Origin of the sequence: Nocardia xishanensis NBRC 101358, from assembly GCF_001613365.1 — a bacterium.
Taxonomy (GTDB): domain Bacteria; phylum Actinomycetota; class Actinomycetes; order Mycobacteriales; family Mycobacteriaceae; genus Nocardia; species Nocardia xishanensis.
This window is the reverse complement of record NZ_BDCF01000044.1, coordinates 54,406-71,275: the sequence shown is the minus strand read 5'-3', so window position 1 is coordinate 71,275 and position 16,870 is coordinate 54,406. Positions and strand designations below refer to the sequence as shown.

9 protein-coding genes are annotated in these 16,870 nt (G+C 71.4%); 1 reads left to right on the top strand and 8 read right to left on the bottom strand.

Features of this window, described 5'->3' with window-relative positions:
* Positions 1–146: 146 nt before the first annotated feature.
* From NX1_RS26885 to NX1_RS26860, 6 genes are all read right to left on the bottom strand, one after another.
* Entirely contained in the window at positions 147–1,793 is a 1,647-nt protein-coding gene (locus NX1_RS26885; RefSeq protein ID WP_068064941.1) for an FAD-dependent monooxygenase, read from the bottom strand.
* Positions 1,794–1,860: 67 nt separating this feature from the next.
* Positions 1,861–2,874, bottom strand: coding sequence for an AfsA-related hotdog domain-containing protein (locus NX1_RS26880; protein WP_068064938.1), 1,014 nt, complete (start codon positions 2,872–2,874; stop codon positions 1,861–1,863).
* 4 nt (positions 2,875–2,878) lie between these two features.
* Positions 2,879–3,658: a thioesterase II family protein gene (locus NX1_RS26875; RefSeq protein WP_281217151.1), complete on the bottom strand. Its 780-nt coding sequence runs from the start codon at positions 3,656–3,658 to the stop codon at positions 2,879–2,881.
* Positions 3,659–3,681: 23 nt separating this feature from the next.
* Complete coding sequence (locus NX1_RS26870) at positions 3,682–6,750, bottom strand: type I polyketide synthase (protein ID WP_068064932.1); 3,069 nt, start codon at positions 6,748–6,750, stop codon at positions 3,682–3,684.
* A complete protein-coding gene (locus NX1_RS26865; protein ID WP_068064926.1) occupies positions 6,747–12,341 on the bottom strand; it encodes a type I polyketide synthase in 5,595 nt (1,864 codons plus the stop codon). Before NX1_RS26865 ends, NX1_RS26870 begins: the two co-directional genes overlap by 4 nt.
* Positions 12,341–14,068, bottom strand: coding sequence for a fatty acyl-AMP ligase (locus tag NX1_RS26860; protein WP_068064923.1), 1,728 nt, complete (start codon positions 14,066–14,068; stop codon positions 12,341–12,343). Before NX1_RS26860 ends, NX1_RS26865 begins: the two co-directional genes overlap by 1 nt.
* A 270-nt stretch (positions 14,069–14,338) precedes the next feature.
* Between NX1_RS26860 and NX1_RS26855 the strand changes: the two genes are divergently transcribed.
* Complete coding sequence (locus tag NX1_RS26855) at positions 14,339–15,013, top strand: HAD family hydrolase (RefSeq protein ID WP_068064921.1); 675 nt, start codon at positions 14,339–14,341, stop codon at positions 15,011–15,013.
* On the opposite strand, the gene NX1_RS26850 is transcribed toward NX1_RS26855, so the two are convergent.
* Together NX1_RS26850 and NX1_RS26845 are read right to left on the bottom strand one after the other, a co-directional pair.
* Positions 14,983–15,621 (bottom strand): MerR family transcriptional regulator, encoded by a 639-nt coding sequence (locus NX1_RS26850; protein WP_068064917.1) that lies wholly within the window; start codon positions 15,619–15,621, stop codon positions 14,983–14,985. The genes NX1_RS26855 and NX1_RS26850 overlap by 31 nt on opposite strands.
* 161 nt (positions 15,622–15,782) lie before the next feature.
* Positions 15,783–16,388, bottom strand: coding sequence for a LuxR C-terminal-related transcriptional regulator (locus NX1_RS26845; protein ID WP_169812291.1), 606 nt, complete (start codon positions 16,386–16,388; stop codon positions 15,783–15,785).
* Between the last annotated feature and the right edge of the window lie 482 nt (positions 16,389–16,870).

Genomic DNA, 16,870 nt, shown 5'->3' with positions numbered 1-16,870 from the left:
CGGCTACCGCGCCGCGGCCCGGCGCGTGTGTCGCCGAAGCGCCGTGCTCGTGATGCGCGCCCGCGGTGTGTCCGTGTCCGCCGCACAGGTCGTCGTGTGGCGGCGCCTCGGCCAGTGCGGCGGCGAGGATCTGCGGGGAGCACATGTCAGGGGACCTTCCGTCCGAGCGGGGTGGGCACAACGCCGCGCGGCGCGCGGAAGCCGGGCAGCTTGCCGAGCAGTTCGTCGAGATCGAGCGTGGGGGAGGCGTCGGCGACATAGCCGTCGGGCCGGATCGCGATCAGCTTGCAGCCCGCGAGCTCCTGCTTCGGCGCGAAGCCCGGCGGGGCGTAGAACACCTCGCCGAGGTCCGGCGCGGTCCTCGCCGACGGATCGCCCGGCACGATCACGTGCAGCCGGAAAGGCAAGCGCGACTCCGTGATTCGGGTGCGCAGCCGCGACACCCGCTCGGCGTCGTCCGCCGAGGGCGTCGCGTCGAGCACCGCGAGCAGCACGTGCCCCGGTGCGGAAAGCAATCGGCGCAGCCCGGTCGCCGCGCCGTCCGGGCCGACGAGCGCCGCCTCCGGAATCGCGCGACCCAGCGCCCGGCGTCCGCCGCGCTTGCCGACGGCGGGGCTGTGCCGGTAGTCCAGCTCGTACTGGGCCAGCGAGGGCACCAGCCGCTTCTCCAGCAGCCCGCTGCGGCTCAGGGTGCCGAGCGCAAGATCGCGCACCGCGCGGCCCGGGCGGGAACGGACCGTCCACAGCTTCGTCTGCCGGTCGGCGGCCTGGATGACCTCGCGCGCGATCGGCATACGCTCCGACTCGTAGCCGGCCAGCAGCACCTCGGCGTCCGCGCCGCCGCTGATGATCGCCGCCAGCTTCCCGCCGAGATTGGCCGCGTCCTGGATGCCGGTGTTGAGGCCCTGGCCGCCCGCCGGGCTGTGCACGTGCGCGGCGTCGCCCGCCAGCAGGCAGCGGCCCGACCGGAAGGCGGCCGAGTGGCGCATGTGCACGAGAAACCTGGTGGCCCATTGGAGTTCGTGGATGCGGATGGGGTAGGGCGCGCGCTTGTCGACCAGCTGTTGCAGGTCGTCCACGGTGGGCGCGGCGTCCGGATCGCCGCCGATGCCGCTGGCGTCGGCGAAGACCCGCACCTGACCGTCGGGAAGCGGCACAACCACGAGCACGCCGTCGGGATGCAGGTGGTAGTGCGCCTCGCCCGGCGGCACCGGCGCCGTGATGACGCCGTCGCCGAGCGTGTAGGACTGCGGATAGGTACTGCCTTCGAAGGTGATTCCGCTCAGGGTGCGCACCGCGCTGTGCGCACCGTCGCAGCCGACCACCCACTGCGCGGTGAGCCGTTCGACGTCGTCGCCGTGGCGCAGCACCGCCTCGACGTGCTCGCCCCGATCGGTCAGCTGCAGCAGCTCGGTGCGCCACTCCACCGGGATTCCCAGCGCCGAAAGGTTCTCGGCGAGGACGTATTCCACCGACGGCTGCGTGATGATCAGCGGCTCGGCGTCGTTTCCGGTCTCCGGTCCGAAACGCACCTGCGCGACGGGACGTCCGCCGGAGAAGTAGCGGGCGGCGGTCATCGGAAGGCCACGCGCGCGCACCGCGTCCCCGGTGCCGTGGCGGTCGAGCACGTCGAGGGCGCCGTCCCACATGGTCAGCGCGCGCGCCTGGTTGGCGGGCCTGTCGACGGCGCGATCGATGATCCGGCAGGTCAGCCCATGCCTGCGCAGTTCGGTGGCCAGTGCGAGACCGGTCGGTCCCGCGCCCACCACGAGGACGTGCAGTGTCTCGCTCATCGCCGGGCCTCGCTGACGCTCGGCTCGGCGATGACCGATGGCGCTGTGTTGTCGATTCGCTCGCTCATCACCGGGCCTCCGTTCGGTTCAGGAAGGGATCTTCGTGACCGGTCAGTTCCGCCAGCTCCAGCGCGCCGACGGTGAGGACCTTGTCGAACTGACGCAGTTCCAGCTCCACGCGGGCGGTACCTGGCCGCGTCGGATCCAGTGGCGTGCTGCGGCATTCGAGTGGCGCGCCGAACTCGGCGAACTGCGAGAAGTGCGACGAGCAGGACATGACCATCGCGTTCGGCGTGCCGAGCATGCCCTCCCTGACCGCGGTGTCGAGCGCGGCCTGCCGGAAGGCCTCGATGATGAACGGGCCTGGCACGTGGTCGTAGTCGTGGTCGAACAGCGCGGGATGACGGCGGTCGGGCAGCAGCGGATAGTCCCAGGCCGAGCCGACCGCGACGGGCGCGCCGATCACCACGTTGCGCGAATCCCGGCGCCCGACGGCCGCCGCGGGCAGCGGCGCCGCCGTGTAGTCGGGGCCGCTCGCGGCGACCCGCCCGAGCTGGTACGCGCGCAGCGCCTCGTAGTCGGCGCGGGCCAGGAAGACCACGTCCGCGCTCAATTCCATGGCGACGCGTCCGTCGACGGTGAGATCGCCCGCGAGTGTCAGGTCGCTGAAATCGGCGCCGCGGTCGACGCGCGAGACGATCTCGTAGCGGAGAACGCCCTGCAGCGGGTTCTTCTCGTCGTCGCGGAAGGCCTCCCGATCGGTGACGTCGAACTCGTAGCGCTGCATGCTGAACGGCAGTCCCACCGGGACGCCGACGTGCTGGTGCAGGATCACGAACGAGCCCTGCCGCGCGGCTTCGGCCATCGCGAACGAATCGTGGTAGACCGTGGTCCGGTCGTACCAAAGGCTGTGCGCCCGCGGGATCTGCACCGAGGTGTAGAAGGTGGAGTCGCCGTCGGCGACAGAATCGGCGACGAACACCTCCCCCAGTGCGCGCCGGTGCGCGTGCGACCGCGCCACGGTGCGATCGAAGGTCAGCGCGGAAGACGGTGCGGGGAACCGTGTTTCGGTTTCGGTCATCGTTTCACTCCTTGCCCATCGGTGCGGCGAGACCGCGGCGGATCGTCCTGAGCACGCCGGCTTCGGACTCGTCGAGATAGAAGTGGCCTCCGGGGAACTGGCGCCACCGCGCCGTCGCGGTGGTGCGGTCCTGCCAGGCGGCCAGCTCTTCGGTCGGGGTCATCGGGTCGTCAACGCCGCCGAGGGCGGTGATCGGAACCGACAAAGTGCGTGCGCCGCGGTAGCGGTAGTCGGCGCCGAGCATCAGGTCGGCGCGTAGCGTCGGCGCGAAATGTTCTGCCAGTTCAGGGGAATTCAGGATCGCCTCGGGCACGCCGCGGTACACCCGGTCGACCAGCCGAAGCAGGTCGGTGTCGTCCGCGGGCAGTTCCAGGGCGAACTGTCGCCGCGGATGCGCGCGGGCGGAGACGAACAGGTGCTCGGGCGGCAGATCGGCCTCGGTGAGCCGCAGCGCCACATCGAAGGCGAGCAGCGCGCCGAGGCTGTGCCCGAACAGCGCCACCGGCCGCGGTACGTGCGCCACGACCGCCTCGGTGATATCGGCGACCAGCGGCTCCCACCGCGTGGCATGCGGTTCGCGCCAGCGCGGCCCGCGTCCGGGCAGCGTGACCCACCATAGCTCGATCGCGGGGGCGAGCTGGTCGATCCAGGGCTGAAACATCCGCGGATTGCCGCCCGAGTGGGCGAAGCACAGTAAACGGATCGCCGGATTCTCTTGCGGGCGTGGGCAGTTCAGTACACCGCGGTGCCCGGTGGGAAGCGGCGATGCCGTCGAGGAGCTCACGACTGCGCCTCGCTGACGCTCGCTCACAACGACCCGCTTCCCACTTCGTCGCCGGTCACCGCGGCGGCGGACTCGGCCTCGACGATCACCTTGGCCAGGTCGCGCGCGCTGCCCTGTTCGAGCACCTCGAGCAGCTGGGCCAGCGGCACCACGGTGCCCGACTCGGCCTCGATCTCGTTCTTCATCTCGACCACGACGAGCGATTCCAATCCGTAGTCGCGGATCGGGGTCGCCTCGTCGATCTCGGTGATCGGCTTGCGCAGCGCACGCGCGATCCGTTCCCGCACGAATCCGGTGAGCGCGTCGAGCCGGGTCGGCCGGTCGACGTGGTGGGCGCGCGCCAGCGCAACGGGTCCGGACGGCCTGCGCTTGGCCGTCGCGGGGCGGACCGTGGCGTGCACGTGCGGCTCCTCGGCGACGCGCCGTTCGGGCAGCCAGTGCCTGCTGCGGTTCCAGGGATAGTGCGGCAGCGGAACCCGGCCGCTCGGCGTTCCCAGCACGGCCGACCAGTTCAGGTCGTGACCGCCGAGGTAGAGCTCGGCGACGCTGTGATCGAGCGACGCGGACCTGTCCTGGCCGCGGCGCAGGCTCGCCGCCAGGATGACCGAGCGGTCGAGTTCGCCTGCGGCCGAGGCGATATCGCGGATCAGCACCGGATGCGGGCCGACTTCCAGCACCGTGGTCAGCGCGGCGTCCTCGGCCAGCGCCGCCTGGATCGCGGGCGCGAACAGCACGGCGTCGACGAGGTTGGCCGCCCAGTGCGCGCCGGTGAGATGGTCGCCGGTGACGCGCTTGCCGGTGACGGTCGAGTACATCGGCACGGTGCCCGGCGTGGCGCGCACCGTGGCGGCGTGCGCCGCGAATTCCGGTGCGCACGCGGCGAGCAGCGTGCTGTGGAAGGCGTACTCCACCGGCAGGTCCTTGGTCGACGCGCCGCGTGCGCTCGCCTCCGCCGCGATCCGGCGCACCTCGGGCGCCGGGCCGGTGATCACGGTCGAGCGCGGGCCGTTCACGGCGCCGATGGTGACCTCGGACTGTCCGGCCAGCAGCTCGGTCACCGCGGCGGCGGGCAGGCCGATGCTGCACATCGCGCCGCCGCGGGCGTAGCGCTCGGTGAGCGCCGCCCGTCGCACCAGGATCTCGAAAGCCTGCTCTCTGGTGAGCATTCCGGCGACGGTCGCGGCGACGATCTCGCCCATGCTGTGGCCGACGACGGCGGCGGGCCGCACGCCCCACGACTGCCACAGCGCGGCCAGCGCCAGTTCCACCGCGGCGATGCACACCTGCGCCACGTCGGTGCGGTGCAGCCTGCTGCCGGTCTCGGCCGCCAGCAGCTCCTCCCACAGCGACCAGCCGGCCAGCTTGCGCACGAGCACGTCGCAAGCGTCGATCTCGGCCCGCGCGACGGGCTCGTCGGCGAGCAGACGGCCCATCTCCGGCCACTGCGAACCCTGCCCGCTGAACACGAACAGCGTCCGGTGCCGCGGCGCGTTGCCGACGTTCCTGGCCGCCTTCGCGGTACGGGCGCGGTCGACCAGTGCGTCGACCGTGTCACCGATGAGGCACAGGCGCACCGGCAGATGCGCGCGCCGGGTGCCCGCGGCCGCGCAGATCTCGGCCGCGGTGGCGTGGTCGGCGGCCGCGAGCAGATCGGCGTAGCGCCCGGCCAGCGCCCGCGCGGACGCCGCGCTGCGCGCCGAAATGGGAAGCACCAGAGCACCTTCCGCGTGCGGATCGACCTGGTCGCGTGGCGCGGCGGCCAGCACGGCGTGCACGTTCGCGCCGCCGAAGCCGAACGAGCTGATCGCGGCCAGCTTCGGGCCGTTCCCGCCGCCGAGCGGTGTGCGCCGCGTCGGCAGCCGCAGCCGGGTTCCGGTGAGATCGAGCTCCGGGTTGGGCCGCTCCAGATGCAGGTTGGGCGGCACCTCGTCGTGTTCGAGCACCAGCATCGCCTTGATCAGGCCCGCGATGCCCGCGGCGGCCTCCTGATGCCCGAAGTTCGTCTTGACCGCGCCGACCGGGCACGGCTCGTCGCCCGCCCCGTATACCGCGCGCAGCGCGTCGAATTCGATCGGATCGCCCAGCGGTGTTCCCGTACCGTGCGCCTCGATGTAGACCACGTCGGCGGGCTTGGCCGCGGCATCGCGCAGCGCGCGCCGCAGCAGGTCGGTCTGGGCGCGCGGGCTCGGCGCGGTCAGACCGTTGGTGCGCCCGTCGTGGTTGGCCGCGGTGCCGCGGATGAGCGCGCGCACCGATCTGCCCTCGGCCTTGGCCAGCGACTCCCTGGTGAGGACCACCATGCCGCAGCCTTCGGCGCGGACGATGCCTTCCGCGCCCGCGTCGAAGGTGCGGCAGCGCCCGCCCGGCGCCAGCGGGAGCACCTTCTCGGTGACGGTGGTGGACAGCGGCGACAGGATCGTGTTGACCCCACCGGCCAAGGCGATGTCGCAGTCCCCGTTGCGCAGCGCCCGCACGGCCAAGTGCACCGCCATCAGCGAGGACGAGCACGCCGTGTCCACCGCCATGCTCGGGCCGGACAGATCGAGCAGGTACGACAGCCGATTGGCGACGATGCTGTGCGCGCCGCCCGGCGCGGTGTAGGCGTTGATGCTCGCCGGGTCGGCGAATTGCATCATCATGTAGTCGCTGCCGTAGACGCCCAGGAAGACGCCAGTCGTCGCGGCGCGCAGCTCGGCGGGCGTCAGCCCGGCGTCCTCCATGGCCTCCCAGGCCACCTCGAGCACCAGCCGCTGTTGCGGGTCCATCCGCTCGGCCTCGGCGGCCGAGATGCCGAAGAACTCCGCGTCGAAGCCGTCGACCTCGGCGAGCAGCCCGGCGAAGCGGCTGCTGTGCGCGGGGCGCGGGGCGCGGCGGCCGTCCTCGCTGTCGAACAGCGGCGTGATGGCGTCGTGGCCGTCGCGCAGCGCGGACCAGTACGCGGCGAGATCGTCGATGCCCGAAGGCATCCGTACCGCGGCGCCGAGGACCGCCGCCGGTTCGGTGTGCGAGTCGACTGCGGCTCGCAGGGTTCGGATTTCGCGCAGCGCCTGGCGTAGTAGCGCGCGCCTGTCGTCGTTCGGTTCGGTCGTCATCGGGCATCCCCTTCGGTGGACAGATCGAGTTCCGCCGACAGGAGATCGGCGAGTTCCTCATCGGTGGCCTGGTCCAGGTCCGCGTCGATCTCGGGCCGGGCATGCTGCGGCGTCTGCGCGTCGGGCGCGGGCTCCGACGCCGGGAACATCCGCTGCGCCAGCTCGTCGACGAGCTGGTCTACGGTGGGGTGGGCGAAGATCAGGCTGGCCGGAATACGGTGGCCCAAGCCGGTTTCCAGGCGGTTGCGCAGGTCGACCGCCATCAGCGAGTCGAAACCGAGGTCGCGGAAGGGCGCCGTCGGGTCGACCGGCCGCGTGGTCCCGACGATGGACGCGACCTGGGCCAGCACGAAACCGCGCACCAGCTCGAGCCGCTCGGCGGGATCGTCGGTCTCGTGCAGCGACAGTGTCTGTACCACCGGGCCGCCTGCGCTTTCGCCGCTGGGCAGCAGATTCGCCAGCAGCTCGCGGGCGACCGGCGGCGTGCCAGGACCGGCCAGCGTCGGCAGGTCGAAGGCGGCCGCCGCGAGGACGGGACCTTGGTCGGCCAGCGCCGCCTCCAGCAGATCCATCGCAGCCTCGGTCTCCAACGCGGGCACACCGAGGGCGGCCAAGCGTCGTTCGCTGCCCGCCTGGGCAGCCAGGCCGATCGCGGCCCACGGACCCCAGGCGATGCTGTGCGCGGGCCGTCCCTGTGCGGCCCGCGCCGTGGCGAGCGCGTCCAGGTAGGTGTTGGCCGACGCGTAAGCGCCCTGACCCGGCGAGCCGAAAAGCCCCGCGAGCGAGGAGAACAGCACGAAATGGGTGAGCGGCTGATCGAGGGTGGCCAGGTGTAGATGCCAGGCACCGCGCGCCTTGCCTGCCAGCGCCCTGACCAGTCGGGACTCGTCGAGATCCGCGAGGACCGCGTCCTCGAGCACGCCCGCGAGGTGGAAGACGCCGCCGATCCGGCCTGCGCCCGCCAGCACCGCGCCGAGCGCCGCGGCGTCGGCCACGTCCACGGCGGCCACGGTGATCTCGACGCCGCGCGCCCGCAACTCGTCGATCACCTCTTCGGCGTCGGGGTCCGGCGCGGATCGCCCGAGCAACAGCAGCTTTCGCGCGCCGTGCTCGCTGAGCCAGTCGGCGACGCGCAACCCGAGCGCGCCGAGACCGCCGGTGACGACCTGGCACAGCTCCGGATCGACGGCCACCGAACTCCGCGTGCGCGGCACCGGAATCAGGCGCGGCGCGAGCACCGCACGGTCGATCGAAACCTGCTGCGGCGACTGCGGATCCCGCAACACGGCGACCAGGCGGTCCACATCGGCGGCGCTCGGCGCGGCGGGCAGATCGATGACGCCGCAGGATGATTCGGGATGCTCGGTCGCGATCACCCGGCCCGCGCCCCACAGGCTCGCCGCCGACAACCGCGCCTGCCGCGCCGATCGCTGGGTGTCCGGGGTGAGCAACCACAGCCGCGGCGTCTCGCGCCAGGTGCGGCCGATCACGAACTTGGCCAGCTCGACCGCGTCCGCCGTGTGGCTCGCCGCGACGGCCGGGTCATCGACGGCGCTCGCGTAGGCCCGCGCGTCGATGATGCCGCGCAGCCCTTCGGCGGATTCGTCGATGGCCGCCGCGGCAGCCTCGTAGTCGGGCGCGTCGGCGCGCACGACGCGGTCGCCCCGGGCGGTGAGTCGTTCGACCAGCGCCGCCAGGGCGGGATGCTCCCCGCCGAGGACGAGCCAGCCGCCGCGCTGGGCGCGCCCGCCGGTGGATTCCAGCGGCTGCCAGGCGAGCCGGTACAGCCTGCCGTGCTCGGCGGCGGACGCTTCGGCGGTGGTCACCCGGAAGTCCATGGCCGAGCACAGGATTCGCCCATCCTGGGTCAGCACGACCAGGTCCGCGATCAGATCCCGCTCGCCGTACTCCACGATCCGCGCGTGGCACCAGACCTCGGTGACGGGCGCGGCGGGCGTGGCGAACTGCACGCGGGTGGCGCCTGCGGGCAGGGCGAGCGCATCGGTCAGCCGCGGTCCGGCCGCGGCGGCGATGGCGTGCAGGCAGGCGTCGAGCAACGCCGGATGCAGACCCGTTCCCGCGGTGAGCGACGTTGGCAGAGTGAGCTTTCCGACGGCTTCGTCGCCGCCGCGCGAGAGCTGGGTCAGCCCGCGGAACGCCGGGCCGTAGTGCAGGCCGTTCCCGGCCAAGCGCGCGTAGAACTCGTCGAGCGGCACCGGCTCGGCACACCGCTTCAGCAGTTCCGCGATCTCCGGGGCAGGCCGATCGGTGAGCGGCGCGGGCGCCTGGTCGAGCCAGCCGCGCGCGTGCGTGACGGTGGCGCCCCGCGGATCGGAGACGATCACGAATTCCGAACGCCCGCCCCTCGATTCGACCACCAGCTGCAGGGGCGACGAGGTACCAGGCAGCAGTACGTGCGGCGCCTCGAACGTGACGTTGGTCAGCACCACGGTCGGCGTCTCGCCGCCTGCGAGCTCGCGGGCGGCCTGCGCCGCCGCGCCGAGCCAGTACGCACCGGGGACGACCGGCACCTCGTCCACCACGTGATCGCCGAGTTCCGGCGCGGCTTCCGGCTGCAACGGCCAGACACCGAGCTCGGGGTGCGTGGCGATCCGCACGCGAGGCCCGAGCCAGCCTCCAGCCTTCGCAACGGCCGCGGCCTCGCCGTCGGCGCGAATCAGCGGGTAGCGCTGGGCATTCCAGCCCTGCGAGGGGATCGGCACCGGAGTGGTCGGGCGGTAGAGGCGGGTCCAGTCCAGGTCGGCGCCGCGGGTGTAGAGCAGGCCGAGCGAGTGCAGGAAGGCGAAGACCTCGTCCTCGTCGCGCCGGGCCGAGGAAACGGTGACCACTTCCGCGCCGGGAGCGGCCGCGTCCGCGATCTCGGTGAGCGAGCGGGCCAGCACCGGATGCGGGGCGATCTCGACGAACGTGTCGTGACCCGCGTCGAGCAGCGCGGTGATCGCGGTGTCGAACAGCACCGTTTCGCGCAGGTTGCGCGACCAGTAGTCGGGATCGACGAGCGTATCGGTGAGCGGGCCGCCGGTGACCGTCGAGTACAGCGGCACGGTGGGCTGCCGTACCGCGATGCCGCGCACGGCCTCCCGCAGCCGGGGCCGCAGCGGTTCGACGGCCGGGCTGTGCGCCGCGAAGTCGACGGCGATGCGCCGCGCGAACACCCCGTCGGCCTCCAGCCGCGCCACGATCTCGTCCAGCGCGTCCGGCTCGCCGGAGATGACGGTCGCGCGCGGCCCGTTGACCGCCGCGACCGACACCCGGTCCCGGTACTCGGTGAGCGCCGAATCCACCTGCGCCGCATCGAGTTCGAGCAGCGCGAGGCCGCCGCGTCCGGAGATCTCGGTGAGCAGCGCGCTGCGCACGCACACGATGAGCGCGGCGTCGGCCAGCGACAGAGCGCCACTGACGTGCGCCGCCGCGATCTCGCCCATGCTGTGCCCGCAGACCGCCGCCGGCTCGATGCCGAAGGCCCGCCAGGTCTCGGCGAGGGCGACCTGCATGGCGAACAGCGCGGGCGGCACGTGGGCGGTGCCCTGCGCGACGATGCCGCGCTCGGCCGACCACAGCCGCACCCCGAGCAGTCGTTCCAGCTCGGTCGCGCAGCGGCGCATCGCGTCGTCGAACGCGGGCAGCGCGGCGGCGAGCGCGCGGCCCATGCCGTCCCACTGCGAGCCCTGCCCAGGGAAGACCAGCGCGGTGCGCCTGGCGCGGCGGCCGGGCGCCTGCGGTTCGCAGACCCCGCGCACCCGTTCGCCGTCCGCCAGCGCGAACAGACCGTCGATCAGCTCGTCGATGTCGCGGGCCACCACCGCGGCGCGGTGCCCGTCGTGGTCGCCGCGCAGCGCGGCGGTGGCGGCGGCACGGGCGAGCCAGTGCGGATCGTCGCGATGGCGTTCGGCGGCGCGCGCCCAGCCGCGCGCCCGCCGCCGCAACCCTGCCCCGGACCTGGCGGTCACCGGAAAGAGCACGAAATCCGTTGTGCCAGCCGGTTCTTCGGCGTCGATCACGGGAGCGGTGGACAACACGACGTGCGCGTTGGTCCCGCCGAATCCGAACGAGCTCGTCCCGGCGATCGCGGCGCCGTCCGCGTCGACCGGCAGCGCCTCGACCTGCGATTGCACCACGACGGGTACCCTGTCCAGCTCGAGCAGCGGGTTGGGCCGCCGGTAGTGGACGGTCGGCGTCAGCTCCCGATGATGCAGGGAGAGCGCGGTTTTGATCATTCCGGCGACGCCAGCGGCCGCCTCGAGGTGGCCGAGATTCGATTTCGCCGAGCCCACCCGCAGCGGGCTCTGCTCGTCGCGGCCTCGGCCGAGCACCGCCGCCAGCGCACCGACCTCGATCGGGTCGCCGACCGCGGTTCCCGTGCCGTGCGCCTCCACGAAGGCGACCCGGCTCGGGTCGACGCCGGCGGCGCGGTAGGCCGCGTGCAGCACCCGCTCCTGCGCGGGGCGGCTCGGGGCGATGAGCCCGTTCGTCCGGCCGTCCTGGTTCACCGCCCCGCCGCGGATCACGGCGTACACGCGATCGCCGTCGCGGCGGGCGCGGTCGAGCGTCTTGAGCACCACCACGCCCGCCCCCTCACTGCGGACGTAGCCGTTGGCGCGCTCGTCGAACGGCTTGCAGCGCCCATCCGGGGCCATCAGCCGTCCCTTGCTGAAGCTCAGCGCCACCCTTGGCGAAGCGATGACGTTCACGCCGCCCGCCAGCGCCACCTCCGACTCGCCCGCGCGCAGCGACTGGCAGGCCAGGTGCACCGCGACCAGCGAGGACGAGCAGGCGGTGTCCACCACCATGCTCGCGCCCGCCAGGTTCAGGCAGTAGGACAGCCGGTTGGCGACGATGCTGAGCGCGGAGCCGGTGCCGTCCTGCGCCGACACCTCGGTGCCCGGCGCCTGCACGGCCGCGCCGTGGTCGTACGACGACGCGCCGAGGAAGACTCCGGTCGACGTGCCCGCCAGCCTGCTCGGGCCGATGCCCGCGTCCTCGATGGCGTGCCAGGCGACCTCGAGCAGCAGGCGCTGCTGCGGGTCGATCCTGGTGGCCTCCTTGACCGCGATGCCGAAGAACTCCGCGTCGAAATGCTCGACGCCGTCCAGGAATCCGCCCCACTTGGTCGTCATTCGGCCCGGCGCGTCAGGGTCGGGGTCGTACAGCGCCGCGGCGTCCCAGCGATCCGCGGGGACCTCCGTGATGGCGTCGACGCCCGCGCGGAGCAGGTCCCAGAACTCCTTCGGCCCGTCGGCCCCGGGAAATCGGCAGCCGATCCCGACGATGGCTATGCCATCGGCCGGGTCGGCGGCGAATCCCGTCTGCTCGGTGGTCTCGGCCGTGCCCGCGAGTGCGGCGGCCAGTGCGGCGGCCGCGGCGGCAATGCTGGGATGGTCGTAGGCGAAGGTCGGCGAGACGCTGATCCCGGCCCAGCTCTGCAGGTCGTCGGACAGCTCCACCGCCTGCATCGAGGAGAGGCCGAGCGCGGCGAACGGCACGTCGACCGGCAGGCCCGCCGGATCGACGCCGAGTAGCTCGGCGATCCGGGCGACCAGCCAGGCTTCGATCTCCGGTGTCGACCTCATCACCGCACCGCCTCGGTCGCGGCGGGCGAGGTGATCTCGTCGAGCGTGCCGTCCTCGAACGCCGTGCGGGTCGCGCGCCGCTGCAGCTTTCCGCTGGAGGTCTTCGGCACCGTGCCCGCCCGCACCAGGACGACCCGCGCGGGGGTGATCGAGTGATCGACGGTGACGGCGGCGCGCAGCGTCGCGGTGAGCGCCGCGATGTCGGGGTCGGCGTCCGCCTTCACCTCGGCCACCACGATCAGCTCCTCGCCGCCCTCGCGGTCGACCGCGAACGCGGCGGTGCAGCCGCGCCGGATTCGCGGGTCGGCGTTCTCGACGGTGTGCTCGATGTCCTGCGGGTAGTAGTTGCGCCCGCCGATGATGACGAGATCCTTGCGCCTGCCGACTACGAACAGCTCGCCGTCGATCAGCGCGCCGAGGTCGCCGCTGCGCAGGTACGGACCCGACTGCGGCGCAACTGTTTCGGCGCGGAACGTGTCCCGGGTGGCCGCGTCGTTGCCCCAGTAGGCCAGCGCCGCGTCCGGGCCGCCGATCCAGATCTCGCCGACCTGTCCGTCCGGCGCGGGAATCCTGGTGTCCGGGTCGACGATCAGCAGCTCGCGGTGCAACGAGACACGGCCGGAACCGACCAGCGTCTGATCCGCGCCCGGCGTGACGCGCCCCTCGGCCAGTTCGTCGCGGCTCACCGTCAGGGTGACCGCGCCCGTGCCGCGGCGCGGACCGGTGGTCATGAGAGTGGACTCGGCCAGTCCGTAGCAGGGGTAGAAGGCGTTCGAATCGAAACCGTGCCCGGCGAATTCGGCGGCGAACTTGGTGAGCGTCTCCGCGCGGATCGGCTCGGCGCCGTTGAACATCACCTCGAGCGAGCTGAGGTCGAGGCCCTCCCGATCGGCGGCGGGGATCCGGCGGCAGCACAGCTCGTAGGCGAAATTGGGCCCGCCGGTGATGGTGGCCCGGTAGCGGGTCACGGCGCGCAGCCAGCGGACCGGACGCTGCACGAAGGTCAGCGGCGGCAGCAGCACCGCGCGGCCGCCCGCGTAGATCACGGGGACTACGGTGCCCATCAGGCCCATGTCGTGGAACAACGGCAGCCAGCCGACGAAACGCGTTCCCGGGTGGAAACCCATGGACTGGCGGATCACTTCCTGGTTGTGCATGAGCGCGTCGTGGGTGACCACCACGCCCTTCGGTGCGGAGGTCGATCCCGAGGTGTACTGCAAGAACGACACGTCGGCCCCGGTCACCGGCACCGGCTCGAAGTCCTGTGCGCCCTGCGGGTCGGCCGCGATGCCGATCCAGCGCAGCCGGTCCAGCTCGGGAACGGCCCCGGTCAACAGCCCGCGGGTCTGCTCCGGCGCGGCGCACAGCACCGCGGTGGCGCCGCAGTCCTCGGCGATGGTGCGCAGGGTCTGCGCTCGCCGCGGCGAGGTGACGGGGAACGGCGGGTACACCGGCACCGCGACCACGCCGGCGAACTGGCAGGCCAGGAACGCGAGCACGAAATCCGCGGAATCCGGCGCCACGATGAGCGCCCGATCGCCGGGCGCGGCGTCCTGCGAAATACGAGCGGCCAATGCGCGGGACAGTTGCTCGACTTCGCCGAAGGTCCAGGAATGCGATTCGTTTTCGCCGTCCGGCAAAAATGTGTACGCAATTCTGTCGGCAGCGTCGGCGGCGCGCTGCGAAATTGCCTCGGCGAGCGTTCGGGCCCGCAGTGTGGTTTCCATCGCAATCCCTCCTCGATCAGCCGGCAGCCCATCACGACGGTGCCGACAGAACAGGGACATTACGGGCGGAGGCGACGAAATAGACAGGCATAGAACGGGGTTCGAAGGACGACGCGCCGGCGATCGGAAGACATATCACTTTCGGACGGAAAACTTTCACAAGGAATAGTCCGGAGGAACTGTCACCTTTGTGTAATGGCGATCGATGCAGTGTGCCGGATAAGTTCCCGCTGCACCGAAGAATTGCCCAACACAGAGCGGAGAAGAACTGTGACGAGCAGCACAGCGCGGGAGCGCATCGCCATTTGGTCGGATTTCGGGGGAGTTCTCACGCCGCCGGTTGCCGAAACATTCGCCGCATTCTGCGCGAAGACGGGATTGGCGCCGGATCCGCTGCGCCGCGCGATCGCGGAAGTCACCGCGTCGTTCGGCACCGAGGACATGATGCTGCCGCTGGACACACCGCTGATCAGCGAGGACGAATGGCTGGATCTGGTGCGCGTCGCGCTGCGCGAGCAGGGCGTGCACACGGAGGTCCCCAGCCTCGCCGAGGCCTGGTTCGACGGCCGAAAGGCCAACGCGCAGTGGGAGAAGGCGCTGCGGCGCTACCGCGAAGCCGGCCTGTTCGTCGGCATGCTGTCCAACATGCCGCCCGCGTGGGAGCCGCACTGGCGGCGGATGGTGGTCGCGGAGGAACTGTTCGAGGAGATCGTCAACTCGGCGCAGGTCGGCTGCCGTAAGCCCGATCCCGAGATCTTCGAGCTGGCGGCCGCGCGCGCGGGCATCGAACCGCAGCGGTGCGTTTTGGTGGACGACCTGCCGCAGAACTGCGCGGGCGCGCTGGCCGCGGGCTGGCGCGCGGTGCAGTTCCGTGACGCCGCGACCGCGACCGCCGAGGTGGACGCCGAGGTGCGTCAGCTCGTCGGCGAGGGCGTCGCGATATAGGCCGAGGCCGCGTCCTCGTGCGCCAGCCGGCGCAGAGCGCTGAACATCGCATCGCCGAGTGCGGTCCAGACGACCAGCGCCTCGGCCAAGCTCTCCGCGTTCGGCTGGCGCAACAGCGTGTCGATTTCCTTGGCCGCGATCCGTTCGGCCAGTTCGGCGTAGTCGTCGAGCAGGCCCCAGTACTCCTGCCCCAGCTTGCCGAGGGTGGCGAGCACCGCCGCGAGCGTGCCGCGGGCCGGATTGGTCTCGCGCACCTGCCAGCCGCGCCGTGCGATGAGATCACGGACCTGCTCGGCCGCGGCCAGCTGCGTCTCGTCCGGTTCGACGGCGGGCGGCCGCGACATCGCGAACTGCGCCTTGCCTGCGGATTCCAGCACCGTCATGCCCGGCGTCCGCATCTTCTCCAATACTTCCCTCGTCGCCGCCACCGACAAGCCGCCGACCTCGATCAGAGCCCGGACCAGCTTGAGCCGCCGCACGTGGGAATCGTCGTACTGCATCTGGTTCGGGCTGGTACGTTCGCCCGGAAAGAGCAGTCCCTCGCGCATGTAGTACTTGATAGTGGGTGCGGGCACGCCCGAGACCTTGCTCAACTCGGCGATACGCATATCCGCCTCCCGTCCGCGGCTACTTCTGGTCGACCCAGTGTACGGGTAGACGGATAGCGACCAGTTCCGGTTGCTGCTCGAATGCCCGGTCGGGTCAGCGCGAAACCGCCCGACGCCACGGCCGCGCGCGTACTTCGGGCGGGCCGCGTCCGGCGGCGCCGTCATGCGGAATTCTGTTGTCCCGTATGGGCCCGGTACCGATTCACCGCGTCTATTCGGGAGACGGCGCCCAGCTTGTCGAAAATGCTCCGCAGGTGCCGTTTGACGGTGCCCTCGGTGATCGACAGCGCGTTGGCGATCTGGCGATTGGTCATCGCCTCGGCCACCAGGCGCAGCACCTGCTCCTCGCGCGCCGAGAGCCTGCCCCGATTCGCCGCCGAGCCGGTGAGGAAGTCACGCGGCACGCTGACGGTGATCTGGTCCTCCACCGAGGCGACCCCGCGGATCGCGCTGACCAGCTCGCTGCGCGAGATCTTCTTGTGCAGGAAGCACCGCACGCCCGCGTCGAGCATGTCGTAGAGCAGGGTCTCGGTGCCCGTGGAGCTGAGCACGACGACCGCCGCGGCCGGGCAGGCGCGGGTCAGCGCGCGCACCATCTGCACGGTGGCGCTGCCGATCTCGTCGTTGTCGAGCACGATCACGTCCGGGTGCACGGCGGCGGCGAGATATCCGGCCTCGGTCCACGACACGTCGCCGACCACCGCGAAATCCTCTTCGGAATTCAGGAAACCGCACAACATCTCGCGGGTGAGAAAGTTGTCCGTCACAATCTGAATGTGGACCACCCGTTGCGGCAGACCGTTCGTCGGTATCACCGAGACGAGACGTGGAGCGGAACATTCCGAAACGGCGTCCGGCGCCGCATTTTCGATGTTTGCCGAGCGTTTCACTCGGGCGGTTCCACTCATTTTCACCATCCACCTCGGGGGTTGCATGAGTCGGGACGCGGCAAGCATCCTCGAGACACCCCCGTGCGTCACCGACCCGTCGGCCGATGCCACGACAGCACACGGCATCAACCCGCTGGATTCCGTTCACCGATGAACCAGAGAACCGGCCCCCGCCCCGTATCGGCATCGAAACAACCACCGACACTTGGCATTTGGAACCTGAGACCGGTTATAGGAAGTGACCCTATCCGTAAACGGTTGACTCCACAACCCGGTTGTTCCGCAGCGCACAATTCGGCTTCGAGTGTTCCCGATCCGTTAACACTTACCGCAAGAATCGGAAACGTGGCTGTGAGAAG